The sequence below is a fragment of the Trebonia kvetii genome (assembly GCF_007827045.1).
In the GTDB taxonomy this organism is placed as follows: Bacteria; Actinomycetota; Actinomycetes; order Streptosporangiales; family Streptosporangiaceae; genus Trebonia; species Trebonia kvetii.
On sequence record NZ_RPFW01000007.1, the window covers coordinates 333,926 to 356,314 of the forward strand.

Sequence of the window (22,389 nt, forward strand, 5' to 3'; positions counted from 1 at the left end):
GTGCGCGCTGGTCACGCGAGCACCCGCACCGTGCCGGCCCTGCCGTCTACCCGCACCCGGTCGCCTGTCTTGATCACCTGGGTGGCCACGGCGGTGCCGACCACGCAGGGGATGCCGTACTCGCGGCTGACGATCGCCGCGTGCGTCAGCGAGCCGCCGGTGTCGCACACGCACGCCGCGATGATGCCGAAGGCCGGCGTCCACTCGGTCGTGGTGCCGCCGCAGACCAGGATCTCGCCCGGCAGCACGCTGTGCAGGTCGGTCACCGTGGTGATCACCCGGGCGACGCCCTCGACGACGCCCTTCGCGGCGGGGAAGCCGCGGATCTCTGTTCCCTCTTCGCCGGTGCCGTCACCGCCGCTGCCGTCGCCGCGCAGCGTCTCGAGGAAGTGACCCGACAGCCCGAACACCTCGATCATGATCGGGTCGGGCACCGTGTGCGGGATCGTGCCGAGCATGGTGGGCAGCGACGGGCCGCGTTCCCGCCAGTGCTCGAAGTAGGCGCGCCGGTCGGGGATCATCGCGGCGAGTTCCTGCCATGATGTGCCTCCGCCGGATTCCATAGCGGCGAACAGCTCCGGCTTGAACAGGAAGAACATGTCGTCGGGCCGCTCGATGCGGCCGTCGGCCGCGAGGCGCGCGCCGAGCTCAAGCGTCGCACGGCGCACCGGGATCGCCGCCCGCCTGTCGATCAGGTAGTTGTGCTCCTCGTTCCACCAGGCGAAGTTCGCGGCCTGGTTCGACGCGAGCGCCTCGTTGAACCGCCGCAGGTCGCCGCCGTTGACATGGCGGCGTGCCTCGTCGATCTGCGCGTCGCGCTCGGCGATCGCGGCGGAGCGCGCGTTATGGAAGTCGAAGCCGGCGGGCTTGGCCAGGAACCCGCCGATCGCGTACAGCGCGGGCGACGGGTCCTCGATCCAGGACGGCGTGTCGACCCGGCAGGTCTCCTCCGTGCGCTGCCCGTAGACGGCGAGGAACGCGTCGAACTCCGACAGCCAGGCTTTCCCGCGAGGCAGTGCCGCGATCTCCGCACGCATGCTGGCGGGATCGCTGTGCGTGAGGGGTGCGGTCACGTCCAGGGACCGCGCGAGCCCCGCCAGCCGCCAAAGCTCCTCGTCGGTTCTGCCGTAGAAGGTCTGCTGGCCGGCGAGGAACGCCGACACCTGCGATCCCGACAGCCCGATCTCCTCGGCGAGCGCGTAGAACGCGAGGTAGTTCGCGGTCAGCACGTACATGACCTCGAAGTGGATGAACCAGGCCCGCCGGTGGAAGGCGTACGCGTCCTTCAGCACGGTCCACAGCTCGGCCGGCGGCATGGCGGACAGATCGAGATTGTCGAAATGCTCGTAGGCGGCGGTCAGTTCGGCCGCCCGCATCGCCCAGTAGGAGTCGAAGTCGGCGAGGATCGGCGACACGTACTGGCCGAATCGCGCCGCCCGCGCCTGCACCTGCCACGGCGTGTCCACGTCAATGGTGCCGATGTAGACGTGCGTGCCCGCCAGCCGGTTGACCGAGCCGCGCGTCGGCGGCACCCCTACGATCTCCGCGCCGAGTTGCGCTCCCCAGGTCTGCGCGTCGTCGAGCGTCGCGATCGACGCGGGCACCATTCCCTCGCTGAAATGCAGCGAGTCGCGCAGCCAGTAGCGCTCGTTGTCGGCCAGGGAGAACGGCCGCACCGGCCCGGCCACGAACGGCTGGCTGCCGAACGCTTGCCGGTACCCCGGGTACAGCCCTTCCTTCACGAAGTCATCGACGGGAAAAATGCGCTGCGAATCTGCTGGCACGGGCTTACCTCACCTCGACCTTGAAGCGGGCACGCGATCAGGAAAAGTCTTGCCCAGCGCGATTACCCGCGACAAGAGTGTCCGGCGATAAAGACGCGGCCCCTTGATATGGAGCCAGGCACTGCCGTCGGCCATGCTGGTAGCACACGGCGCATCGCGGGATGGGAGATTAGGTGCCAGACGCGGCAACAGTGCAGAAAACGTGCGGAATCGTGCTGGTCGCGCACGGCGGCCAGGAGCGTAGCACCGCACCCGTCAGCGCGAGTCAGCTCGCGGTGCTGCGCATGATCCCCATCGCGGCGGCGATCAGAAACGCCGTCGGCGGCGACGCTATCGACGTGCGCCGCCCGCTGTTCAAGGTCCGCGGCTGGAACGGCGCCCAGGCCTCTCCCGTCGCCGATCTCACCGCTGTGCTCGACGAGATAGCGCTGCGGTCGCCCGACATTCCCGTCGTCCTCGTCGGCCACTCCATGGGCGCGCGGGCCGCCGTCCGGGCCGCCGGGCACCCCGCCGTCATCGCGGTCGCCGGGCTGGCGCCCTGGCTCCCGCCCGGCGAGCCGGCCAGCCAGCTCGCCGGACGGCGGCTGCTGCTCGCGCACGGCACCGCGGACCGGATCACCAGGCCCGCCGACACCTGGGCCTACGCCGGTCGTGCGCGTGACGTCAGCGACGTGACCGTGATCGAGATACGCGGCGGCGATCACCCGATGATCCGCCGCGCACTCCTGTGGCATGGGATCGCCGCGCAGTTCACCCGGGTGTCATTCGGACTGCCCGCGGGCGGTGGCGAGGCCGCGGCGGCCATCACCGCGTCCGCGCGCGGCGCGAAGATGGTCACCCTCTGGTAGCGGGGTGCTCGACACCTGGTAGCGAGGCGCTCGACATCTTGGATGCGGGGCGCTCGACATTGACTACAGAGAGTGATATGAAGATCATCGGCGGCTCGGCCGGGGGCGTGACGGCGGGTAACTCACCGCCGTCACATACCCCGTACTAGCATCGTGGTCAGCGAACATGACCAGACTGGTTTCCGACGCAGGAGACAGAGCGGTGACCCGGATACGGCCAGCCGCCTGGCTCATGGCCGCGGTCGCGCTGTTCTTGCTGGCCGTGGCCGGTTACGCGCTGCTTGTCCATGCGTACCCGCAGTACTACTGGCGGCAGATCGACACGGCCGTCTACCGGGACGGCGGCGTCGCGGTGCGCCACCAGCCGGCGATGCTCTACGCGCTGCGGCTCGGGCCGGCGAAGCTGCCGTTCATCTACACGCCGTTCGCCGCGCTCCTGATGGCCGCGGGCAGCGGTGCGTCGTTCGCGGCCTGGCAGGCCGGGCTGGCGGTGCTCACGATCGGGCTGCTGCCGATGGTGACGTACCTGTGCCTGGGACTCGCCGGGCGGCCCGCGGGCCTGGCCAGGGCGGCGGCGTCGTTCGTGATCGCCGCGGTGGGCCTTTGGCTCGAACCGGTCGCGATGACGCTGTTCTTCGGGCAGATCAACCTCGTGCTGCTGGCCCTGGTGGTGGGCGATCTCGCGTTGCCGAACCGCTTCAAGGGCAAGGGCATCGGAATCGGGCTGGCGGCGGGGATCAAGCTCACGCCGCTGATCTTCATTCCGTACCTGCTCTGCACCCGGCGGGCAAGGGCAGCGGCGGTCGGCGCGCTGACCTTCGCGGTCACGGTGGGACTTGGGTTCGCGCTGCTGCCGCACGCCTCCGCGGTCTTCTGGCACGAGCAGTTCACCGAGCTTGGCAGCAGACACTTCCACCTGACCAACCAGTCACTCAACGGCGTCATACTGCGCCTCACCCACGCCGGCCCCGGCGCTCACGCGTACTGGCAGGTCGCAGCGGTCGTCGTCGGCACCGCCGGGCTCGCCACCGCGATACTGGCGAGCCGGCGCGGCCACGAGCTACTCGGCCTGGTCGTGTGCGGCGCGACCGGCCTGCTGGTGTCCCCGATCAGCTGGTCGCACCACTACGTCTTCGTGGTGCCTGCACTTGTCCTCGCCGCATACGGGCCACAGCGCCTCGGCTACCGGATCCTCAGCGCCGCGCTGGTGGTGGGCTTGTTCGGCTGGTGGCCCCTGCCCATCGGCAGCCAGGGCGGCTACGACCCCACGGCCCGGCTGCTGCCGCGCGGGTTGCTGCTTCTCTCGCCGAACGAGGGCAACAACGGGACACTCGAGTTCACCTGGCGCGGGCTGGAACTGATCGCCGGCAACTACTACGTGCTCACCCTGCTCGCGTTCATCTCGGCCACCGCGTGCGCGCTGGCGCTCAGCAAAAACCCAGGTGGGGCGGGTGAGGCTCGAACCCACGACCGGCAGATTACGAGTCTGCGCCAGCGGTCAGGCTGAGTGTCCGTCCGCAGCTGTCCCTGCACAACACTTGTGCCCGCCCAGGCCGTTGGCCGGGCGGGCACAAGGTGTGGTGTGGATTGCCTGGATGTTGTCGTTAGAGGATCTCGACGATAACTAGGTCGTACATGTCCGCGACCGGGGCCGTGTCATTGATGGTCACTGCCGTCCCGGGTACCGGGGTGGCGGCGCTGGTCGACTGGACCCAGTCGGTATTTCTGGCCGTCGTGTCCTTGGGTTGCTGGAACATGGTCTGACCCGCTCCGACGGCATGGTTGGCCGTGGCCGTCCAGTCGAAGCCGACGCCCCACGTCCACGAGTGATCCTGGGTCGTCGTTACAGTGCCGGTTGGCGCACCGGAAGCGGCTGCGGACTTCCCTACCGCACCGGTTGTCCTCGCAGCTGGTGTCGGCGTACGCGCCGGTTGCGCCCGACACCCCGCCGGCATGAGCAGGAATTGCGGTTCGCGCAAGTTCACGCAGTAACCGACAATGCCAAGGTGCCCAAACGCGTTGGCAGCCGACAAATGCGATCAGGTTACCGAGGGCGGCCGACATCTTCGCCCTCGCCGTTAACAATCGCATTAGCAAAAGCCCCGTCCGTTCATTGTGCGGCCAGAACGCGGGTAGGTTCTAGTGTCTAGTCGGTGAAGAAGCCGACCGAGTCGTAGCGGTTCAGCCGAGCGCGCCGGCATCAAGGGGGACGACGATCCCGGTGACGTAGCGCGCTTCGTCGGAGATGAGCCACAGCGCCGCGTTGGCGATGTCGACCGCCTCCAGCCAGGGAACGCCCATCGGATTGCCCCTGGCGGAGCGTTCACGCAGGTCCTCGACGGTGGGCGCCTCCAGGTCGGGGCAGAACAACCGGAACATCGCCGGATTCAGCATCATGTCGGTGCCGACGGCGGCGGGGGCCAGGATGTTGACCCGGATGCGATGCCGGGCGAGCTCCTTGGCCAGGGTTCTGCCCAGTCCCACCACGCCGTGCTTGGACGCGTTGTAGTCGCCGAGGTTCGGCGCTGCCATGATGCCCGCGGCCGAAGCGGTGATCACGATCGACCCGCCTGCGCCTCGGTCAATCATCGAGGGCACCAGCGCGCAAATCGTGTTCCAGACTCCCTTGAGGTTGACGTTGATCACGTCATCCCACTCGGCCTCGGGAATCTCCCACACCGGCGTGCCCGCGGGAGCGATACCCGCGTTGATCACGGCGGCATCGATCTTCCCAAAACGACGGACTGCCCGGCCGACTGCCGCCTTCAGCCCGTCCCGGTCCCGGACGTCGACTCGTTCGGTGACAACCTCCCGGCCAGTTTCCCGGACCAGGCGAGCCGTCTCCTCCAGGTCCTCCTTGGTCGCCATCGAATAGCCGATCGTGCTGTACTCCACGAGCGCGTCAATGGCCACGATGTCGGCGCCCTCTTCCGCGAGTCGCCTGGCGTGCGCGCGGCCCTGGCCGCGTGCCGCTCCAGTGACGAGGACTACCCGCCCGTCCGCGCGTCCCATGACGATTCCTCCCGGTTGTAGCTCAGGATGGGCGTGACACTCTCGTACCACTTATGAATCTGCAAGTCCGCTCAAAGTACTGTGAGCCACATCGCGGGTCAATGAAGGCGTGGTCGCTAGACCAGCGGCACTGGAGTCGCCTGGCCACCCGTTGAACTGGGCGCCATGAGTGGCGCGGGCGGGGACGGAGCAGCGGAGTCACAACTTGCCGGCAACGGCTCCGCCGCAGCTCAGACGTGGTGGGGCGGGTGGGGCTCGAACCCACGACCGGCAGATTATGAGAAGCACGCTCGTTCGCAACGGGCGCTTGACCTGCAACGATGCCTCGCGTCAATGCCCTGATTGCACCGTTGGCACTGGGAGTTCCCCGGGGCCCAGTCCACGCCCCGGTCCACGCCGAGACCCTCGTCAAGGGCCATCGCGGTTACTCCGCGTAAGCTCACAGCGATGGGTACGGTCCAGGTGTACCTCCGACATGCCCCGTCATGTGTAGCACGTGCATGACCGCAGGCCCTGGCGTTCTGCATCCGAGCCCTCAGCCGGACGGACCGGAGAACTCTCACTCGGGACCGACCCCACGGGGCAACTAGGAACGTCCCTGCAGGTCAGGACCAACGCCTGTGCCGCGGGCAAGGGGGCGCGCGCAAGACTGATGACCATGATGGCGCCGCCACCGCCCTGTGCGGCGAGCTGTCGCTGGGCTCGGCGATCGTCGCCGGAGAGTGGGTCGGCGCCCACGAGCGGCTCGGCCGCAACCGGCCTGCTTTACGCGGCTTCAACAGCGAAAAAGGGAGGCGTCATGGACAGGTTGAAGACACTGGATGCCGTGTTCATCGACGCGGAGGACGAGGACCGGCACACTACGATGGCGATCGCGTCAACCGCGATATTCGAGGGGCCGGTACCGTCCCAGAAGGAGTTCCTGGCCTACATCGCCCGGCGCCTGCCGCGGGCGCCGCTCTACCGCAGGAAACTCCGCACGGTACCGTTCCGCCTTGGCCGGCCGGTCTGGGTGGAAGACCCGAACTTCGACCTCGGCTATCACGTCCGGCGGACCGCCCTGCCGGAACCCGGCGGCGACAAGCAGCTCGCCGACCTGATGGCGCGGGTGATGTCGCAGCGGCTCGACCGCGATCACCCGTTGTGGGAGTACTGGGTGGTAGAAGGGCTCGCGGGGGGGCGCTGGGGGCTGATCTCCAAGGTGCACCACTCCATGGTCGACGGGGTCTCCTCCACCGATCTGTACCGCGTGATCTTCGAGCTCACGCCTGAGCTCTTTCCGCTGCCCGCCCCCGACGACCGGACGGTCGGCGCCGAACCGTCATCTGTCTCGCTCGCCGCTCAGGCCGTTGTGGACATGGCCATACTGCCGGCGCGGCAGGCTCTCGCGCTTGGCCGCGCCGCGGCCGCTCCCGGCCGCTCGCTCAAGCAGGCGGTCGGCGCGGCGCGGGCCATCGCGAAGATGGCGCCGGCGGTCCGGCCTGCGGCCAGGTCCTCCCTGAGCGGGCAGATCGGCGGGCAACGGCGGTACGCCTGGGCTCGCGCGTCCCTGGCGGACATCAAGACGGTCAAAGGCGGGTTCGGCGGCACGGTGAATGACGTCGTCCTGGCCGCGATCAGCGGCGGGCTTCGTGCGCTTCTGCTCGCCCGGGGCGAAGAACCCAAACCGCATGAGGTGCCGTCCCTGGTTCCCGTCTCCCTGCGGGCCCAGGGCGAAGAGAGCATCTACGAGAACCGCGTGTCGGCGATGGTCGCTGACCTTCCGGTTCATATCACCGACCCGGTGGAACGGCTCACGGCCGTCCGCGCCGAGCTGGAGGACCTGAAGGAGAGCAGGGAAGCGCTCGCGGGCGAGGCGCTGGTCACCCTGGGCGGCTACACTCCGTACCCCCTGGCGTCCTGGTGGGTCAGGCTGGTGCTCGGGCTGCCCCAGCGGGAGATCGTCACGGTCACCACGAACGTGCCGGGTCCTCAGCAGCCGTTGTACGGCATGGGGCGGCGCCTCGTGGAGATCATCCCCTACGTTCCCATCGCCACCACGGTGCGCATCGGCATTGCGATCTTCTCGTACTGCGGAAACGTGACGTTCGGCCTCACTGGCGACTTCGCCGCGAATCCCGACCTCGACGTGCTTACCAAGGGCATCGAGGACGGCATAGCCGAGCTAGTGGCCGCCGCCGGCGAGCACTCAGCCCAGAAAAGGCGCTCAGTCCAGAAGTGACGGCGGCGGCTCCACCGGTTCGCCGTCCGCCCAGACGCGGTCGAGGAAGTCGCCGATCTCGCCGGTCAGCCGGGCAGGCTGCACCCACAGCTCCGCGAAGGTGCGCGTCCGGATCAGCCTGGCGTCAGGAAGCTGTTGCGTGAGCCGTTCCGCGTCCTTGAAGGAGTGGATGACGTCGATCCCATGGCCAAGGACTAGCGCCGGCGCCTTGATCGTCCGGCGCTGGTCGACCGTCGGCGCCACGGGCCCGAGCAGGATGCCGTGCAGCACGGAGGCGATTACCTCCGGTTCGTTAGAAGCGGCGTTGAAGACCGAGTCGATCGCGTCGATCCCGAAGCGGGGGAGCATGGACACGGCCCGCGTCGCCAGCCGCATGACAGGACGCGTGTAGTACGTTCCCAGCAGCAACGGGATGAACGTCAGCGCCGCCGCCGGGGCCGCCCGCTCGAGCACGGGCATCTCCAGGACCAGGCCGCGGACCCGTTCCGGTGCCCGCACCGCGGTCAGCAGGCTCACGTTGGCGCCGAGCGAGACCCCGCCGAGCACCACCTGATCGGCGCCGAGCTCGTCGAGCAGGCGGAGCACCTGCTCGGCGTAGAGATCCATCCGGTTCGCGGCGGCGTGCCGTGGCTTGTCGCTGCGGCCATGGCCCAGCAGGTCGAGCAGCACGACCCGGTTGCCGCGGGCGGCCAGCCTGCGGGCCAGGCCGCGGCCCAGGGCGGCGTCGAACAGTAGCGCGTGCAGCCACACGAGCACTCTGTCGCCCGAGCCGTAGACCTCGTAGGAGAGCTGGTACTGATCATAGGCCAGCGTGTGCTGCCCGCCTTCGAGACCCGGCTCCAGATCTGCCGGGGCGCCACGAGCGCCGGGCTGGGTGAGCCAGACTGGAGTATTCATTGGCGGCATTCACCCCCACTGGCGTGTTTTATTTGGGCCAGCACCGTAAGTATATGAAATTTTACGGGTCAGGGGCCGATAGGCGGACTGGAGCGGCCAGCAACCTCGTGCTCGGAGAACCTTCGGTCCTGGTCGCCTGGCTCCATCGCCGCTAGCTTGCGAACAAGCGTAGAGGAGGCTGGACCTGGCTGTGGGGGCCGCGATGCAGGGATTCTCTGTGCCCGTGGCATACGTCGTGCAGCCGGACTACCACATCACCCTCGACGTCTTCAAGAACGCGAGTGGCTGGCCCGACGCGGTCAGGCTGAAACGCCGGATGGCGCGCCCGGCCCGGCGTGTGAACCAGACCGCCAGGGCTCCCGCGGCGACCACGACCAGGACTCGCGCACCCTGCCACCCCGGTGAGCCGTCCAGCCCGCCAGGGTAGCCAGCGCTGCTCCCTCCACGGCGCTCTCGGCCTCGCCCTCCTGCTGCAGGCCGAGAACAGCGTTAGCCAGTGTCAGCAGAATCAGCAGAAGGCCGGTTCCCGGCTGATTGAGGGGATAGAGGCTGAGGAGACCGGCTACACAGCTGCAGCCTCGCCGGTCCATGGGACAGCTGAGAGATGCACCGAAACCGCAGGTGGGGCGGGTGGGGCTCGAACCCACGACCGGCAGATTATGAGAAGCACGCTCGCCTGCAGCACCCGCGTGGCCTGCATCGATGCCCCGCGCAGATGCCAGGGGCGCACGCGCGGCACTGGGAGTTCCGCGGGCGGCGGTCCACGCCCCGGTCCACGCCGGGAGGCCTCACCCAGGGCCATGACGATTACCCCAGGTATGGGCGCGGGGTGGAAGCCACACGGGGACTTCCACCCCGCATCTTCCCCATTGTGCGGAGCAACCGCGGTGGCGCGACCAGCGGGCCATAGCGGCAAGGCACACGTCCGTGAAGAGGACAGGATTCCAGGCGGCCATGACAGCCCCCTACCATGTTGAAGCCGGCTGCGGCCGGGCCGTCTTTGCTCCCGTGTCGCCCGCGATTCTCGCGGTACCGTATCGGCATGAGCGCGCAGCCTTCAGAGCACGACGGCCACGATGTCATCCACCTGGGCGGTGAGGCCGCCGTCGTGGTCCCGGTGCACGAGTACCGCACGCTGAAGGCGCTGAAGGACCGCGCGGCGCCGGGCGAACTGGACGAGGCCGAGACCGACGCGGCCATCGCCGAGTACGAAGAGTGGGTCGCAGCCGGGCGGCCCGGCGAGATGACCCATGAGGAAGCGATGGCACGGCTCCTCGCCGACCAGTGAGGATCCGGTGGTCGGAGATGGCCGTCGCGTCCGCCGCGAGGTTCACAGCCGACCAGGACGGCATGCATGCCATCAACGCGGCAGTAACCGCGCTCGCCGATGACCCTGAACCGCCGGAGGCATTCATCCGCGGCTCCTACCGGCGGCTTCGAGTAGGCGCCTACCGGGTCATGTACGCGGTGGAAGACGACCTAGTGACCGTGATTCGGGTCGATCGGATCCTCTGACAGCACGCGAGTCCGGATGTCGAGGACGTGAGCAACCAGTGAGTGGTGACCGAGAGCGTCGATCGCTTCGCGGCGATCCCTGGTGCGCTGAAAATGGGCGCTGGGATCGGAAACTATCAAAACCCAGGTGGGGCGGCTGGGGCTCGAACCCACGACCGGCAGATTATGAGTCCATCAGTCCACGTCGAGGCAGCATAGCCTCTGACCTCCGATGGGACCTACTTGGCCATCCAGAAATCAAGCCACTTGACCACGTATTCGCCACGCGGGCCCGTGAAGCCACTCGCCGACGCTCTACAGGGCTGGCCGGGCCCGCGCCAACGTCGGCTGAGCCAACGGTTTTACAGCACGCTCCTCCTACCAGAGGCGGGTGCCGCTGACCAGCGCGGACGCGCTTCGAGGCTCGATTCCGGGCCGCCGCCGTCCGCTTAGTGTCCGTGCGCTCAGGGCCCTGGGGGGCGGGGCGCACGGACGGGCACGGACGGCGGCGTCAGGAGGCTGCGCCTTCACGAACCGGCCCGGTTCCTCTAGCCTTTGACCTACCACTTTCAGGATGCCTGCTCGCTGTCGCCGTCTTCCTCGCCACTGGATTCTGGCTCGGCGTCCTTGGCGCCGAGGGCGTCGGTGATGCGCCTGTTGGCGGCGGCGGCCTGACCGTCGATGCAGTGTCCGGCGCGGCGGGCGACCTCGGTCGCGGGCACCCCGGAGTTCAGCCGCAGGGACACCGCCGCGTGCCGCAGGTCATACGGGCGGCGGCCCACTGGCCGGGACCGGCCGACATATAGCCAGCGAGCCCGTCTCCACTACGTTGCCACGCCTTCACAGTGCCGCTCGAGCCTTCACCCACCCATGGCACGTTTGCTTGCCATTCTGACGGCGGTGCTGGCGTCCGCTCAGGCGGTGCTGGTGGCAACGGCGCGGCGCTGTCCGGGTGCGTGCTGTTGGGTGCGGCCGGGTGCTGCTTACTTCCCCGTGCCTACGGGCGGGGGAAGGTGACGGTGATGTCGAGGCCGCCGCCGGGGCGGGCGGTGGCTGCCAGTTCCCCGCCGTGTGCGTCCGCGATGGCGCGGACGATGGCCAGGCCGAGGCCGTGCCCCTCCCTTCGGCGGGTTCGGGAGTTGCCGAGCCGGCGGAACGGCTCGAACAGCAGGTCCACCTGGTCTGAGGGGACCTCGGGGCCGCTGTTGCGCACTGAAAGCAGGGCCTGCCCGCCGACGGTCGTCGTCGTTACCTGAACCCAGCCGCCAGGCACGTTGTACCGCAGCGCGTTGTCTACCAGGTTCGCGATCAGGCTCTCCGCCAGCGCCGGGTCACCGGTGACCGGTGCGGTCTCCAGCCTTGCGTCCAGCCTGACCTGGTGGTGTCCGGCCGTCTCCGTGCGGTCCCGTACGACGGCTGCGGCGATGCCGCCGAGGTCGGCGGGTTCGCGCCGCTCCAGGCCGCGTTCGCTGCTGGCCAGGGTCAGCAGCGCGTCGATCAGCCGCTGCTGCTGGTCGCCGAGCCGTAGCACCTTCTCGCAGGCGGACCGCAGCGTGGCGGCGCTGGCATTTGGGTCGGCGAGGGCGACCTGCAGGACGGCGCGCTCGGCGGTGAGCGGCGTCCGCAGCTCGTGCGAGGCGTTGGCGACGAAGTGCCGCTGCGACGCGAACGCCGCCTCCAGCCGCGCGAACAGGTCGTTGAGCGTCCGGCCGAGGCGGGCGAACTCGTCGTCGTGCTTGCCTGGTCGCAGCCGCCGGCTCAGGTTGCTGGCCGAGATGTCCATGGCGGTCGCGGTGATGGCGCGCAGCGGGCGGAGCAGCCGGCCGGCGATCAGCCAGCCGAACGCGACCGACAGCACGGCCGTCACCGCGATCACTGTCGGCCCGGTGCCGGAGCTGAGGATCTCGCGGTAGAGGTTCGCGGCCGGGTGGGTGACGGCCGGCGGGCCGCCGGACCCGACCTGCTGCACCGACTTGACCGCCAGCAGCGGGACTGAAAGCAAGATCGCGACTGCGGCGAAGAACAGCGCCGCGTGCACCAGGGTCAGCCGCATCCGCAGCGTCATGGCCGGCATCATGCCGCCCCGATCTGGTAACCGCCGCCGGGCACGGTGCGGATCACCGGCGGGTCGCCGAGCTTGCCCCGCAGCCGCCTGATCGTGGTCTTGACCGTCGTGGTGAACGGGTCGGCCATCTCATCCCACGCCCGTTCAAGCAGTTCCTCCGCCGAGACGGCCCGGCCGCCGGCCGCGAGCAGGCACTCCAGCACGGCGAACTCCTTGGGGCTCAGCTCGAGCCGCCGCCCGGCCCGGTGCGCCACCCGCCGGGCGGGGTCGAGGACCACGTCGCCGCCGGACAGCACCGGCGGCGTGGCCGGCGCTGAGCGGCGGCCGAGCGCGCGGACCCGGGCGACCAGCTCGGCGAAATCGAACGGCTTGGTCAGGTAGTCGTCAGCGCCCAGGCCGAGGCCCTCCACCCGGTCCCTGACCGTGCTCGCCGCGGTCAGCATCAGCACCCGGCTGCCGGTTCCCGCCGCGACTACCTGGCGGCACACCTCGTCGCCGTGGATGCCGGGCAGGTCCCGGTCAAGCACGATCACGTCGTAGCGGTTGACCGTCAGGTGCTCGACCGCGTCGTCGCCGTCCAGGGCGACATCGACCGCCATACCCTCCCGGCGCAGCCCGTCCGCCACCGCCTCGGCCAGCACCTCGAAATCCTCCGCGACCAAGATCCTCATGCCTCCACGATGCCAGGCCGGCGGTGCCAGCCGGGTGCCTGCGACGGACACCGCGCTGTCACCGGCCGGCGCGTAGAAACGGCCGCATGAACACTGCGGCTATCGAAGTCGCCGGGCTGCGCAAGCGGTTCGGCGGGACAACGGCGCTTGACGGCATGACGTTCACCGTGCGGCCCGGCCGGGTCACCGGCTTCGCCGGGCCGAACGGCGCCGGAAAGTCCACCACGATGCGGGTCATTGTGGGGCTGGACGCGCCCGACGCGGGTACCGCGCTGGTCGGGGGCCGGCCCTACCAGTCGCTGCGCCGCCCGCTCACCCACGTCGGCGCGCTGCTGGATGCCGCCGCGCTGCAGCCTGGCCGGTCGGCCCGCAACCACCTCCTGTGGCTGGCCCACTCTCAGGGCCTGACGGCCAGCCGGGTGGACGAGGTCGTCGCACAGTCGGGCCTCCAGGGTGCCATCCGGCGGAAGGCGGGCGGCTACTCACTCGGCATGCGGCAGCGGCTGGGCATCGCCGCGGCGCTGCTGGGCGACCCTCCGGTGCTCATGCTCGATGAGCCGTTCAACGGCATGGATCCCGAGGGGATCGTGTGGATGCGCGGGTTCCTGCGGTCGCTGGCCGTCGAAGGCCGGGCGGTGCTGGTCTCCAGCCACCTTATGAGCGAACTGCAGGACACCGCCGATCACCTGGTCGTGATCGGCCGTGGCCGGGTGATCGCGGACGCCAGCGTCGCGGAGCTGACCGCGGACGCGTCCGGCGGCCGGGTGTCGGTGCGCACCGCCATGCCCGGCCGGGCGGTGGAGGTGCTCAGCGCGGCGGGGGCCGAGGCCGCCGCGACCGGTCCCGGCACGCTCATCATTACTGGCTCCGGCGCTGAGCAAGTGGCGATGCTGCTGTCGCGGAACGCCGTGCCGTTCTCGGAGGTGTCCGCGCACCGGGCGACGCTGGAGGAGGCGTACCTGGAGCTGACCAGGGACGCGGTCGAGTTCCGGGCCGCCGCGCCGGGAGGGGAGGCCCGATGACCGCCGATCCGTACCAGTCGCGCCTGCGGGAAGGACCCTACGGCTTCGCGGACCTGGTGCACGCGGAGTGGACCAAGTTCCGGACCGTGCGCGGCTGGGTCATCGCCGTGGCGGTCGCGGCGCTGGCGATCGTGGTTTTCGCGCTGGCACCGGGCCAGCAGGGTTCGTGCAACACCGTCGGCTGCACCGTGCCGACAGGCCCGGGCGGGGAGGAGGTGTCCGACGGCTTCTACTTCGTGCACCAGCCGCTGACCGGAAACGGCAGCATCACGGCCCGGGTCACCTCCCTCACCGGCCAGATCCCCGACCTCGCGGGCGCGGCTATGCGGTCAGGGCTCGTCCCGTGGGCTAAGGCCGGGATCATCGTCAAGGCGAGCACCACCCCGGGATCGGCGTACGCGGCGATGATGGTCACCGGCAGCCACGGGGTGCGGATGCAGTACGACTTCACCCAGGACCTGCCCGGTCTTGTCGGCGCCGCCTCCGCAGCCTCCCCGCGATGGCTGCGGCTGACGCGCTCCGGCGACACGATCACCGGCTACGACTCGGCCCACGGCACGCACTGGGCCAGGGTCGGGACCGCTACCCTGGCCGGGCTGCCGCCGGCCGCTCAGGTCGGCCTGTTCACCACCTCACCGCAGTACCTGCAGACCTCGCTCGGCGAGGCGAGCGTCAGCGGCGGGCCGAGCGTGGCCACCGGCGTCTTCGACCACGTCAGCCTGACCTGGCCCGGCGGCTCGTGGGCCGGCGGCAACCTAGGCGGCGGAGGCGGCGGGCCGGGCAATACGGGATTCAGCCAGGCCGCGGGCACGTTCACCATCACCGGCAGCGGTGACATCGCCCCGGCTGTATCCGGGGGCGGGGGCGTCGGCGTCACGGTCGCGCAGGCTCTGGTGGGCACGTTCGCCGGGCTCATCGTCCTGGCTGTCGTGGGGGCGATGTTCATGACCGCCGAGTACCGGCGGCGCCTGATCCTCTTCACGCTCACCGCAGCCCCCCGCCGCGGCCGGGTGCTGGCCGCCAAGGCCGTCGTGGCCGGCGCCGTCACCTTCGCGGCCGGGCTGGCCGGCGCTGCCATCGCCGTCGTGCTCGGCCAGCGGGTCCTGCGCGGCAACGGCGCCTACGTGTACCCGGCGGGCGCGCTGACCCAGGTGCGGGTGATCGCCGGCACCGCAGCGGTGCTCGCGGTCACCGCCGTCCTCGCGCTCGCCATCGGGACGATACTGCGGCGCGGCACCGCGGCGGTCGCCGTGGTCGTCACGGTGATCGTCTTGCCCTACCTATTCACGGTGGCCGCGCCCATCCTGCCGTCCCGGGCCGCCGGGTGGCTGCTGCGGGTCACTCCGGCCGCGGCGTTCGCCGTCCAGCAGACCCTCATCCAGTACCCGCAGGTCAGCAACACCTACACTGCCGCCTACGGCTACTATCCGCTGCCGCCCTGGGCGGGCCTCGCCGTGCTGTGCGCGTGGGCCGCGCTCGCCCTCGGGCTGGCCGTCTTCCTGCTGCGCCGGAGGGACGCGTGAGCTGCGTCGCGCGCCAGGGAACGCAGCGGGCGGACCTGCGGGGCGCCCGGTACGCGCTGCACGCGGAATGGACGAAGACGCGCACGGCCGGCGGCACGGTCTGGCTGCTGCTCGCCCTCGTCGCCGCGACCGTCGCCCTCGGCGCTGCGGTGGCCACGGCGACGCGGTGCCCGGCCGCAGGCTGTGGCCAGGATCCCGCCAAGGTCAGCCTGTCCGGCGTCGACCTCGGCCAGGCGGTCGTCGCCATCCTGGCCGTGCTGGCGATCAGCGGCGAATACGGCACCGGCATGATCCGGGTCACTCTCACCGCGATGCCGCGCCGGACCACCGTGCTGGCCGCCAAGGCCACCGTCCTCACCGGCCTGGTGCTGGTGGCGGGCACGGTCGCGGTGCTCGGGTCGGTGCTGGCCGGGCGGCTCATCCTACCTGGCAACGGCTTCACGCCGGCGCACGGCTACCCGCTGCTGTCCCTGGCGGACGGGCCGTACCTGCGCGCCGCCGCCGGGTCGGTGCTGTACCTCAGCCTGGTTGGCCTGCTCGGTCTCGGCGTGGCAACCGCGATCCGGGATTCCGCGGCAGCGATCGGTGTCGCCCTCGGACTGCTGTACCTGTTCCCGGTCATCGCCGCCGCGGTGTCGAGCCCGCAGTGGCAACGGCACCTGGAGCAGATCGCACCCATGTCCGCTGGGCTAGCCATCCAGGCGACAACCGGCCTGCGCGGCATGACCGTCAGCCCGTGGGCAGGCATCGGGGTACTCGCGGCCTGGGCCGCGGGAGCGATGCTGGCCGGCGGGCTGCTGCTGCGGCTGCGCGACGCGTGAGCCCGCCCGGGGCAGCAGGACGCCCGGTGGCGGCACCAGGCGCCCGGCGGGTAGTCGCGCTCTGGGGATGGGCCGGCAGGCGGCGGTTTCCGCTCCTGGCCATGGCGGGCCTGATCGCCGCCGGGATGTTCGCGACGACGTGGGCGTTCACGCTCACAAGGACCTGGGAGGCCCAGCTCACCGGGAAGGCGGCCTTCGCGCTCCCAGCGGACCTGTGGTCGAGGCTGGCCGCGGCCATCGCCTGCTGCACCTGGAACTTGGCAGCCTGTACACCCGCCGACCTGTCTGATCTCCTTTCCCGGTACGGCGCTGATCCTCGTCTCGGTCGTCGCCATCATCGAGGCGGCGGCCTCGGGCTCGCGCCGCCGCGCACGGCCAACCCCCATCCCGGTGCGTGGCTGCTCGCGGGGCCCTACGCGAGGGCGCTGTCCGGCACGGCACTGCTCGCCGCCGTGGGGCAGTTGCCCTCGGTAACGTCTCGCTGGCGGGGTCGGGCACCCAGAGGATGCCGTCGCGGTCGGGCTGTTCCTGAGCGGATTCCTGGCGCTTTCCAAGGCAAGAGTCACCCGAGTTCGGCGAGGCGGTCCCGTCCGCGGTGGATTCGGCGCTCGGGGCTTACCGGGACGAGAGCCGCCGACTTGCCGTGGCGGTGAAGGGCATCGAGGCGGTGGAGCGTGCACTGCGCGGCGAGCCGTTCTAATCGCCCCGCCACTGGAGCCGTGAAGAGCGCGCCGGATGAATAAGCATGACCTGTCAGTAGCGTGCCCTCCGGTTAGCTTTCCCAGGTCGTCGGCGTCCCGCTCACCCACATGGCGTAAGTGAATATGCTAGGGCTAATCGATATTCGGAGCCCCGGTTCCGCCCGTTCGTGCTGCCTCCGCGGCGCGCCGGGCGGCTGCGGCCGCAGCAGCGGCGGCCCGCTCGGCTTCTCGGTGATCCAGCAGCGGACCGCGGACCTTGCGTACTTCCTTGATCCCGAGTGCGGGCTTGATCGTGCGCCGGATATTGCCGAGGTTGGTCTCCATCGTGGACACGTCCCACCCGGCCACAGGAACGTACTCGTCGAGCTGCTCGGCGACGGTGACGTCCGAGTCACGCTGCCGCCCCGCCTGCGCGAGCGCGAGCAGCTTGCCGAGCTCGATCTGCGCCTCGACCTCGGTCTTGCGGGACTTCCGGAACCGGAGCTCGCGGCCGGCCAGCGGGTCCCTCCCGGCGTACACCTTGGCACGCCACGACCCGCTCGGCAGTAGCTCTATGTGACCGGGCGGCTAGCCGGGCCGACTGCAGAGCAGCAGACTCGTCGGTCCACGAACCAGCCAAGAATCGACCTGTGAAAGCGTAAAACCGCAGGTGGGGCGGGTGGGGCTCGAACCCACGACCGGCAGATTATGAGTCCGCTGCTCTGACCTGCTGAGCTACCGCCCCTTGCCAGGCGCAAGGGTATCGCAAATCCGGCCCGCAGTCGGCGTCGTCGGTTCAGCCGCGGTAGCCGGCACGGTGCAGGGCCTGGCGGATCGTGCGTGCCACCTGTTCCGGGTCGGTCCTGATCAGCCAGGCGGGAAAGCGGAGCGTGCGGTAGCCGCCGGCGCCCAGGTCGATGTCGCGTGCCATGTCGTCCCAGCGTTGCAGCGGGTCCTCGGTGTGCTGTGCGCCGTCGATCTCGACGGCGAGCTTGTATTCGTCCCACGACACGTCGGTCCAGCGTCGCCTGCCCCGCGCGTCGCGGCGGGCGGCCTGCCTGGTGGGCTCCGGCAGGCGGAAGGCGCGAACCACGCTCCTGGTGAAATCGAGTTCGGACAGCGCCAGGGCGCCGCCGGCGATGTCGCCGAGGGTCTCCAGGATGAGCTTGCGGCGGCGGAACCTGACCACCTGTTCCGCGGCCTGGCGGGCGTCCTCGACGCGTACCAGTCGCTGCTGCACGCCTGCCGCGAGGACGGCCATGGCGCCGCGGTCGGTGGCCATCCAGGAGGCGGCGTCGACGATGGACCGCGCGATGCGAGTTCGCCGTGGCTGTTTCGCTGGATGGATGTCTTCGTCGCTGAGTCGCCGCGAGTAGTGGGTGACGACGGTCAATCCGAGTGGCGCGTTTCTACGCCGGTGGCCATAGGGGACGAGCAGGTAAATGGGGGTCGGAGTCCTTTCCCTTGTCGTCGAATCCGGTCAGGCCGTCGAGCCGGGCGGCGGTGAGGCCGGCCAGGGCCGCCTGCGGGCCAGCCGCGAGCAGCGCGACCCGGAGCAGTTGCCGGTCCGTGAGCGGGCCCGACTGGGCGACGAGTACGCCACGGGCCGGCTTCTGCCAGCGGCCAGACGCTACCTTCCAGCGCAGTTGCTCTTCGCTCAGATGCCGCAGCGCGGCGGCGGAGCTGAGCACGCCTTCTGAGTCGACGAGCGCCTCGGAGAGCGCGGAATTCGGGTGGTACATGCGTCAATCGTGAGAGGAGGCTCGGAGCGTCGTCATCCGCGGACAGGAAGCTGTGGATAGTTCGCCGATTATCCACAAGATGAAGATCGTTTAGAAAATGCCCGTGTCGTTGGCGGGGTCATAACCCCGGTAACGACACGGGCAACGAGTGGAGGCGCGGTTTGGGGCGGATGACGGAGAATTCGAGGGGGTCGCGGGGACGGAGGGAGAGACGTGTGGGTGGTGGGGTGACTGTTGAGGATGTCGGGGCGATGGTTGAGGCGACGGTGGCGCTGCCGGGGTGTTCGGCAGAGCGGGCGCTTGCGGCGTTTACCGATCCTGCGTTGCTCGCCGGGTGGTGGGCGCGGGGACGCTGACGACGGATCTGGTGCCCGGGGGGCCGTACTCGGTGGAGTTCGCGGCGCTCGGGCACACGATGAGCGGGCGGGTTGTGAGCTATGAGCCGGGGCGGTCTCTCGTGTTCACCTGGGGATGGGCGCATGAGCCTGACGGGCCGCCGGAGACGGTGGCGATCACGGTGACCGGTTCGCCGCGACCAAGATCAACGTCAGCTACAGCGCGCAGAACCCCGACGGCAGTCTGGGCAAGACCGAGACGTTCTGCTTCAACTTCGCGACGCAGCGGACGTGTTAGCGGAGCGGCGGCAAACGCCGACTGGTCAGGCCGGGGTGCCCGGCTGGGCGACGGGGATGTGCGCGGCGACCACGGCGGAGCGGCCTGCGTGCACGGCGGCGAGCGCCTCCTTGAGCACGCCGGGCAGTTCCGCCGGGTCGTCCACCGTGGCGGCGTAGGCGCCGCCCGCCGCGGCTGCGATGCCCGGCAGGTCGGCCTCGGGCTCGAAGGAGACGTGGAAGTCGTCGGCGGCCCAGGCCGCGCCCTTCGGGTGGACGCCGAGGGTTGACTGCTTCGGCGCGCGCCAGCCCCGGTTGTCGTAGATGACCGTGAGCGACGGCGTGCCGTATCTGCGCGCCAGCCAGTGCACCGAGGCCGGCACGCTGAACAGGTAGGTGCCGTCGCCGACCAGGGACACCACAACCCGTTCGGGCGATGCTAGCTTGGCGCCCACCGACCCGCCGCCGTGCCAGCCGAGCGAGGCGCCGCCCGATCCCAGGTAGGAGCCCGGCTTGTTGACCCGCAGGTGCTCGGCCACGGTCTGGAAGTTGGTGACCGACTCGGTAAGGATCAGCGCGTCCTGGTCGGCCAGGAGGTCGCGGACGCAGGCGGTCAGGTACGCGGGCGTGATCAGGCCGTTCTCCGGGTGCTCGTCCGCCTCCCAGGCGGCGCGCTGCGCATCATGCTCAGCGGTCACCCGCGCCCGGCGCTCCTCGACAAGACCAGAGTCAAACCCGTGATCCCGAACGGATTCGGCGATCTGCCGCACCGCCACCCTGCTGTTCGCGCCGGCGCTGCGCCGGGCCGGCACGTGCCATAGCGATATGCCGGCCTTGACCGGGTCGATGTCGACCACGTAGATCGCCGCGTCGTCGGCCGGGCTGCTGTTCGACTCGATGTACGGCACGTCGCTGTCCAGCACGAGAAGCACGTCCGCGGCGGCGAGCAGCGGATTCTGGGTGGCGGTGGTGAACTGCCATCCCCGGTGCATCGGGTGGTCGGCGGGGAAGTTCATCCGGAACGAGGCGGACTCGATGACCGGGATCGCGAGCAGCTGGGCCAGCTCGACGAGGGCGGGCACCGCCTCCGGGTCGCGGCCTAGGTGGCCGGTGATGATCAGCGGATTGCGCGCGGCGGCAAGCGCGGCGGCGATTTCGCCGGCCACCTCGGCGGTCAGGGCGGCGGGCTCGACTGGGCGGTAGGCCGCGGGGTCGACGGCGTGCGGCTGCAGCGGCTCCTCCATCACCTCACGCGGTCCCGTGAGGTAGACGGGCCCCTTGGGCTCGCTGTTCGCGATCTGGAGCGCACGGTGCACGAGCTGCTTGACGTTCTTGCCGGTGCGGATCTCGTTGTCGTACTTGACGTAGCCGCGCATGATGCCGCGCTGGTCGCGCACGTCCTGGATCCAGTGGATGAACTCGTTGCGGGTGCCGGGCAGCTCGCCGCGGAGCGTGAACGGAGAGGTGCCGGCGAAGACCAGGACCGGGGCGCGGCCCGCGGCCGCGTTGGAGATGGCACCGCCCATGTTCTGGGTGCCGCCGTCCACGTGCACGATCACGGCGCTCGGCTGGCCGGAGACCAGGGCGTAGGCGTGCGCGGCGCTCAGCGCCACCATCTCGTGCGGGCAGACGACCAGCTTCGGCAGCTTGCCCTCGCGGCCATCGGCGCGGGCCTGAGCCATGGCCTCGATGATGCCAGGGTGATCGCTGCCGAGATTGGCGAAGACATGGGTGATGCCCGCCTCTGCCAGCGCCTCAAGGAACGCGGTGCTCGTCGTGTAGTAGCGCTCGCTCACCTGCGGGGTCCTCCTGCGTCCGGGTACCCCAACATTGTGCCGAGCCGCATGCGGCATGACTAGGACGAGAGCGCACGACTGTGCCAGTCCCACAAACGAGTGCGGGGCCTTTCAGCCCCGCACTCTAGTAACGACCGGCAGTCTGCATCGACATCGCGTGCTCGACCAGGGTCACCAGGGTGGCCTTGGTCGACTCGCGATTACGCGCGTCACACGGGATGATCGGCACCGTCGACGGGATCGCGAGCGCCTCGCGGACGTCGTTGGACCGGTGCGGGAACTGCCCGTGGAAGCCGTTGATGCCGATGACGAACGGCAGCCCGCTCGCCTCGAAGTAGTCCACGGCGGGGAACGAGTCGGCGAGACGCCGGGTGTCGACGAGAACCACGGCGCCGATGGCGCCCTGGATCAGGTCGTCCCACATGAACCAGAACCGGTGCTGTCCGGGCGTGCCGAACATGTAGAGCACCAGGTCCTTCTCCAGCGTGATCCGGCCGAAGTCCATGGCCACGGTGGTGGTGTTCTTGTCAGGAACGTGGGACAGGTCATCGACATCGGTGGACGCCACGGTCATCACGGCTTCGGTGGTGAGGGGGGTGATCTCCGACACCGAGCCGACGAAGGTCGTCTTGCCCACGCCGAAGCCACCCGCGACGACGATCTTCACCGACGTCATCGCCGACGCGTCGCCGCCTCCGTGCGGCCGGGCGACGCTAGATCTTACGGAGTCCACTAAGCACCCTTTCGAGCAGGTTGAGGTCCGGACGTCCCTCGGAGTCGTCACGCTGGTGGATGCGCACGAGGCCGTCCGCGCTCATGTCTGCGACCAGGATCCGCGCCACGCCGAGCGGCATCCGCAGCACTGCCGAGATCTCGGCGACAGAGCGCCAGTCCAGGCAGAACTGCAAGATCGCCTGGCACTCGGGTGCCAGCACGGACAGGTCGCGCGGCTCGTAGACGGTCGCGGTAACCAAGGCTTCAAGCGCGAGCTTGTACCTCGGCTGTGTCCGGCCACCGGTCACGGTGTACGGCCTGACTAGACGCGTCGAGCCGCCGCCGTCCTCCTCGGCCGGGAACTGTTGCTGGGCTGGCGGGTACGCCTGGCGCTGCGGCGGCGACTCGTCCCATGGCCCGGTCCTCGCAGGACCCTGCCATGCGGGCGAGCCGCGGTCGTCACCGCCGCGGCCGAGCCCCGACACCAC

At 69.9% G+C, this 22,389-nt stretch carries 22 protein-coding genes, 1 tRNA gene and 1 pseudogene; 10 read left to right on the forward strand and 14 right to left on the reverse strand.

Translation table 11 applies throughout. The annotated features are described in order from the left end of the window. Window positions 1-11: 11 nt before the first annotated feature. On the reverse strand, window positions 12-1,784 hold the full coding sequence (locus tag EAS64_RS33460; RefSeq protein ID WP_145859560.1) for a PEP-utilizing enzyme: 1,773 nt from the start codon (window positions 1,782-1,784) through the stop codon (window positions 12-14). Between the two features lie 173 nt (window positions 1,785-1,957). On the opposite strand from EAS64_RS33460, the gene EAS64_RS33465 reads away from it, so the two are divergent. Then, window positions 1,958-2,632 carry an alpha/beta fold hydrolase gene (locus tag EAS64_RS33465; protein WP_145859562.1) on the forward strand — a complete coding sequence of 225 codons (675 nt, stop codon included), beginning with the start codon at window positions 1,958-1,960 and terminating at the stop codon, window positions 2,630-2,632. Window positions 2,633-2,834: 202 nt separating this feature from the next. Further along, entirely contained in the window at window positions 2,835-4,139 is a 1,305-nt protein-coding gene (locus tag EAS64_RS33470) for a glycosyltransferase 87 family protein (protein WP_187366358.1), read from the forward strand. A 97-nt stretch (window positions 4,140-4,236) separates the two neighbouring features. Here EAS64_RS33470 and EAS64_RS44055 read toward each other — a convergent pair whose 3' ends face one another. Beyond that, window positions 4,237-4,389, reverse strand: coding sequence for a hypothetical protein (locus tag EAS64_RS44055; RefSeq protein WP_187366359.1), 153 nt, complete (start codon window positions 4,387-4,389; stop codon window positions 4,237-4,239). A gap of 424 nt (window positions 4,390-4,813) precedes the next feature. After that, on the reverse strand, window positions 4,814-5,644 hold the full coding sequence (locus EAS64_RS33475; protein WP_145859565.1) for a mycofactocin-coupled SDR family oxidoreductase: 831 nt from the start codon (window positions 5,642-5,644) through the stop codon (window positions 4,814-4,816). Window positions 5,645-6,443: 799 nt separating this feature from the next. Between EAS64_RS33475 and EAS64_RS33480 the strand changes: the two genes are divergently transcribed. Then, entirely contained in the window at window positions 6,444-7,865 is a 1,422-nt protein-coding gene (locus tag EAS64_RS33480; protein ID WP_187366360.1) for a WS/DGAT/MGAT family O-acyltransferase, read from the forward strand. Here EAS64_RS33480 and EAS64_RS33485 read toward each other — a convergent pair. Next, window positions 7,851-8,762: an alpha/beta fold hydrolase gene (locus EAS64_RS33485; protein ID WP_187366361.1), complete on the reverse strand. Its 912-nt coding sequence runs from the start codon at window positions 8,760-8,762 to the stop codon at window positions 7,851-7,853. The genes EAS64_RS33480 and EAS64_RS33485 overlap by 15 nt on opposite strands. Window positions 8,763-8,985: 223 nt before the next feature. On the opposite strand from EAS64_RS33485, the gene EAS64_RS33490 reads away from it, so the two are divergent. The 3 genes from EAS64_RS33490 (at window position 8,986) to EAS64_RS33500 (ending at window position 10,277) form a co-directional block, all read left to right on the forward strand. Beyond that, window positions 8,986-9,189: a hypothetical protein gene (locus tag EAS64_RS33490; RefSeq protein WP_145859570.1), complete on the forward strand. Its 204-nt coding sequence runs from the start codon at window positions 8,986-8,988 to the stop codon at window positions 9,187-9,189. Window positions 9,190-9,804: 615 nt separating this feature from the next. Continuing rightward, a complete protein-coding gene (locus tag EAS64_RS33495; protein WP_145859572.1) occupies window positions 9,805-10,050 on the forward strand; it encodes a hypothetical protein in 246 nt (81 codons plus the stop codon). Window positions 10,051-10,067: 17 nt separating this feature from the next. Next, window positions 10,068-10,277 carry a type II toxin-antitoxin system RelE family toxin gene (locus tag EAS64_RS33500; protein WP_145859574.1) on the forward strand — a complete coding sequence of 70 codons (210 nt, stop codon included), beginning with the start codon at window positions 10,068-10,070 and terminating at the stop codon, window positions 10,275-10,277. 548 nt (window positions 10,278-10,825) lie between these two features. On the opposite strand, the gene EAS64_RS33505 is transcribed toward EAS64_RS33500, so the two are convergent. The 3 genes from EAS64_RS33505 to EAS64_RS33515 all read right to left on the reverse strand — a co-directional run bounded on the left by EAS64_RS33505 (window position 10,826) and on the right by EAS64_RS33515 (window position 12,992). Next, the gene (locus EAS64_RS33505; protein ID WP_145859576.1) at window positions 10,826-11,038 is read right to left on the reverse strand and encodes a site-specific integrase; all 213 of its coding nucleotides are present in this window, start codon (window positions 11,036-11,038) and stop codon (window positions 10,826-10,828) included. 215 nt (window positions 11,039-11,253) lie between these two features. Continuing rightward, complete coding sequence (locus EAS64_RS33510) at window positions 11,254-12,321, reverse strand: sensor histidine kinase (RefSeq protein WP_246115980.1); 1,068 nt, start codon at window positions 12,319-12,321, stop codon at window positions 11,254-11,256. A gap of 8 nt (window positions 12,322-12,329) precedes the next feature. After that, on the reverse strand, window positions 12,330-12,992 hold the full coding sequence (locus EAS64_RS33515; protein ID WP_145859578.1) for a response regulator transcription factor: 663 nt from the start codon (window positions 12,990-12,992) through the stop codon (window positions 12,330-12,332). A gap of 86 nt (window positions 12,993-13,078) precedes the next feature. On the opposite strand from EAS64_RS33515, the gene EAS64_RS33520 reads away from it, so the two are divergent. Genes EAS64_RS33520 through EAS64_RS33530 form a run of 3 tightly spaced genes read left to right on the forward strand, consistent with a single transcriptional unit; the run spans window position 13,079 to window position 16,358 of the window. Next, a complete protein-coding gene (locus EAS64_RS33520) occupies window positions 13,079-14,014 on the forward strand; it encodes an ABC transporter ATP-binding protein (RefSeq protein ID WP_145859579.1) in 936 nt (311 codons plus the stop codon). After that, window positions 14,011-15,537 carry an ABC transporter permease subunit gene (locus EAS64_RS33525; RefSeq protein WP_145859581.1) on the forward strand — a complete coding sequence of 509 codons (1,527 nt, stop codon included), beginning with the start codon at window positions 14,011-14,013 and terminating at the stop codon, window positions 15,535-15,537. Before EAS64_RS33520 ends, EAS64_RS33525 begins: the two co-directional genes overlap by 4 nt. Beyond that, window positions 15,534-16,358, forward strand: coding sequence for an ABC transporter permease (locus tag EAS64_RS33530; RefSeq protein ID WP_246115981.1), 825 nt, complete (start codon window positions 15,534-15,536; stop codon window positions 16,356-16,358). Before EAS64_RS33525 ends, EAS64_RS33530 begins: the two co-directional genes overlap by 4 nt. 833 nt (window positions 16,359-17,191) lie before the next feature. On the opposite strand, the gene EAS64_RS33535 is transcribed toward EAS64_RS33530, so the two are convergent. The 4 genes from EAS64_RS33535 to EAS64_RS33550 form a co-directional block, all read right to left on the reverse strand. Further along, on the reverse strand, window positions 17,192-17,578 hold the full coding sequence (locus EAS64_RS33535) for a hypothetical protein (protein WP_145859582.1): 387 nt from the start codon (window positions 17,576-17,578) through the stop codon (window positions 17,192-17,194). Window positions 17,579-17,709: 131 nt separating this feature from the next. Next, a tRNA-Ile gene (locus EAS64_RS33540) sits at window positions 17,710-17,783 on the reverse strand. A 51-nt stretch (window positions 17,784-17,834) separates the two neighbouring features. Next, window positions 17,835-18,431: an endonuclease domain-containing protein gene (locus EAS64_RS33545; RefSeq protein ID WP_145859583.1), complete on the reverse strand. Its 597-nt coding sequence runs from the start codon at window positions 18,429-18,431 to the stop codon at window positions 17,835-17,837. A gap of 16 nt (window positions 18,432-18,447) precedes the next feature. Continuing rightward, on the reverse strand, window positions 18,448-18,780 hold the full coding sequence (locus tag EAS64_RS33550) for a hypothetical protein (RefSeq protein WP_145859585.1): 333 nt from the start codon (window positions 18,778-18,780) through the stop codon (window positions 18,448-18,450). A gap of 337 nt (window positions 18,781-19,117) precedes the next feature. Between EAS64_RS33550 and EAS64_RS47735 the strand changes: the two are divergent. Next, window positions 19,118-19,336: pseudogene (locus tag EAS64_RS47735) on the forward strand (SRPBCC domain-containing protein); the annotation flags it as partial. A 102-nt stretch (window positions 19,337-19,438) separates the two neighbouring features. Here the strand turns inward: EAS64_RS47735 and EAS64_RS33560 are convergent. From EAS64_RS33560 to EAS64_RS33570, 3 genes are all read right to left on the reverse strand, one after another. Continuing rightward, window positions 19,439-21,187: a thiamine pyrophosphate-requiring protein gene (locus EAS64_RS33560; RefSeq protein ID WP_222849799.1), complete on the reverse strand. Its 1,749-nt coding sequence runs from the start codon at window positions 21,185-21,187 to the stop codon at window positions 19,439-19,441. Between the two features lie 124 nt (window positions 21,188-21,311). Next, window positions 21,312-21,863 (reverse strand): GTP-binding protein, encoded by a 552-nt coding sequence (locus tag EAS64_RS33565; RefSeq protein WP_145860012.1) that lies wholly within the window; start codon window positions 21,861-21,863, stop codon window positions 21,312-21,314. A gap of 37 nt (window positions 21,864-21,900) precedes the next feature. Next, window positions 21,901-22,386, reverse strand: coding sequence for a DUF742 domain-containing protein (locus EAS64_RS33570; RefSeq protein WP_145859589.1), 486 nt, complete (start codon window positions 22,384-22,386; stop codon window positions 21,901-21,903). Window positions 22,387-22,389 lie beyond the last annotated feature (3 nt).

Coding starts and splice junctions, on each gene's coding strand:
- EAS64_RS33565 (WP_145860012.1), bottom strand. CDS start 21,863: ATGACGTCGGTGAAGATCGTCGTCGCGGGTGGCTTCGGCGTGGGCAAG.
- EAS64_RS33525 (WP_145859581.1), top strand. CDS start 14,011: ATGACCGCCGATCCGTACCAGTCGCGCCTGCGGGAAGGACCCTACGGC.
- EAS64_RS33515 (WP_145859578.1), bottom strand. CDS start 12,992: ATGAGGATCTTGGTCGCGGAGGATTTCGAGGTGCTGGCCGAGGCGGTG.
- EAS64_RS33495 (WP_145859572.1), top strand. CDS start 9,805: ATGAGCGCGCAGCCTTCAGAGCACGACGGCCACGATGTCATCCACCTG.
- EAS64_RS44055 (WP_187366359.1), bottom strand. CDS start 4,389: ATGTTCCAGCAACCCAAGGACACGACGGCCAGAAATACCGACTGGGTC.
- EAS64_RS33510 (WP_246115980.1), bottom strand. CDS start 12,321: ATGACGCTGCGGATGCGGCTGACCCTGGTGCACGCGGCGCTGTTCTTC.
- EAS64_RS33475 (WP_145859565.1), bottom strand. CDS start 5,644: ATGGGACGCGCGGACGGGCGGGTAGTCCTCGTCACTGGAGCGGCACGC.
- EAS64_RS33500 (WP_145859574.1), top strand. CDS start 10,068: ATGGCCGTCGCGTCCGCCGCGAGGTTCACAGCCGACCAGGACGGCATG.
- EAS64_RS33550 (WP_145859585.1), bottom strand. CDS start 18,780: ATGTACCACCCGAATTCCGCGCTCTCCGAGGCGCTCGTCGACTCAGAA.
- EAS64_RS33480 (WP_187366360.1), top strand. CDS start 6,444: ATGGACAGGTTGAAGACACTGGATGCCGTGTTCATCGACGCGGAGGAC.
- EAS64_RS33520 (WP_145859579.1), top strand. CDS start 13,079: ATGAACACTGCGGCTATCGAAGTCGCCGGGCTGCGCAAGCGGTTCGGC.
- EAS64_RS33485 (WP_187366361.1), bottom strand. CDS start 8,762: ATGAATACTCCAGTCTGGCTCACCCAGCCCGGCGCTCGTGGCGCCCCG.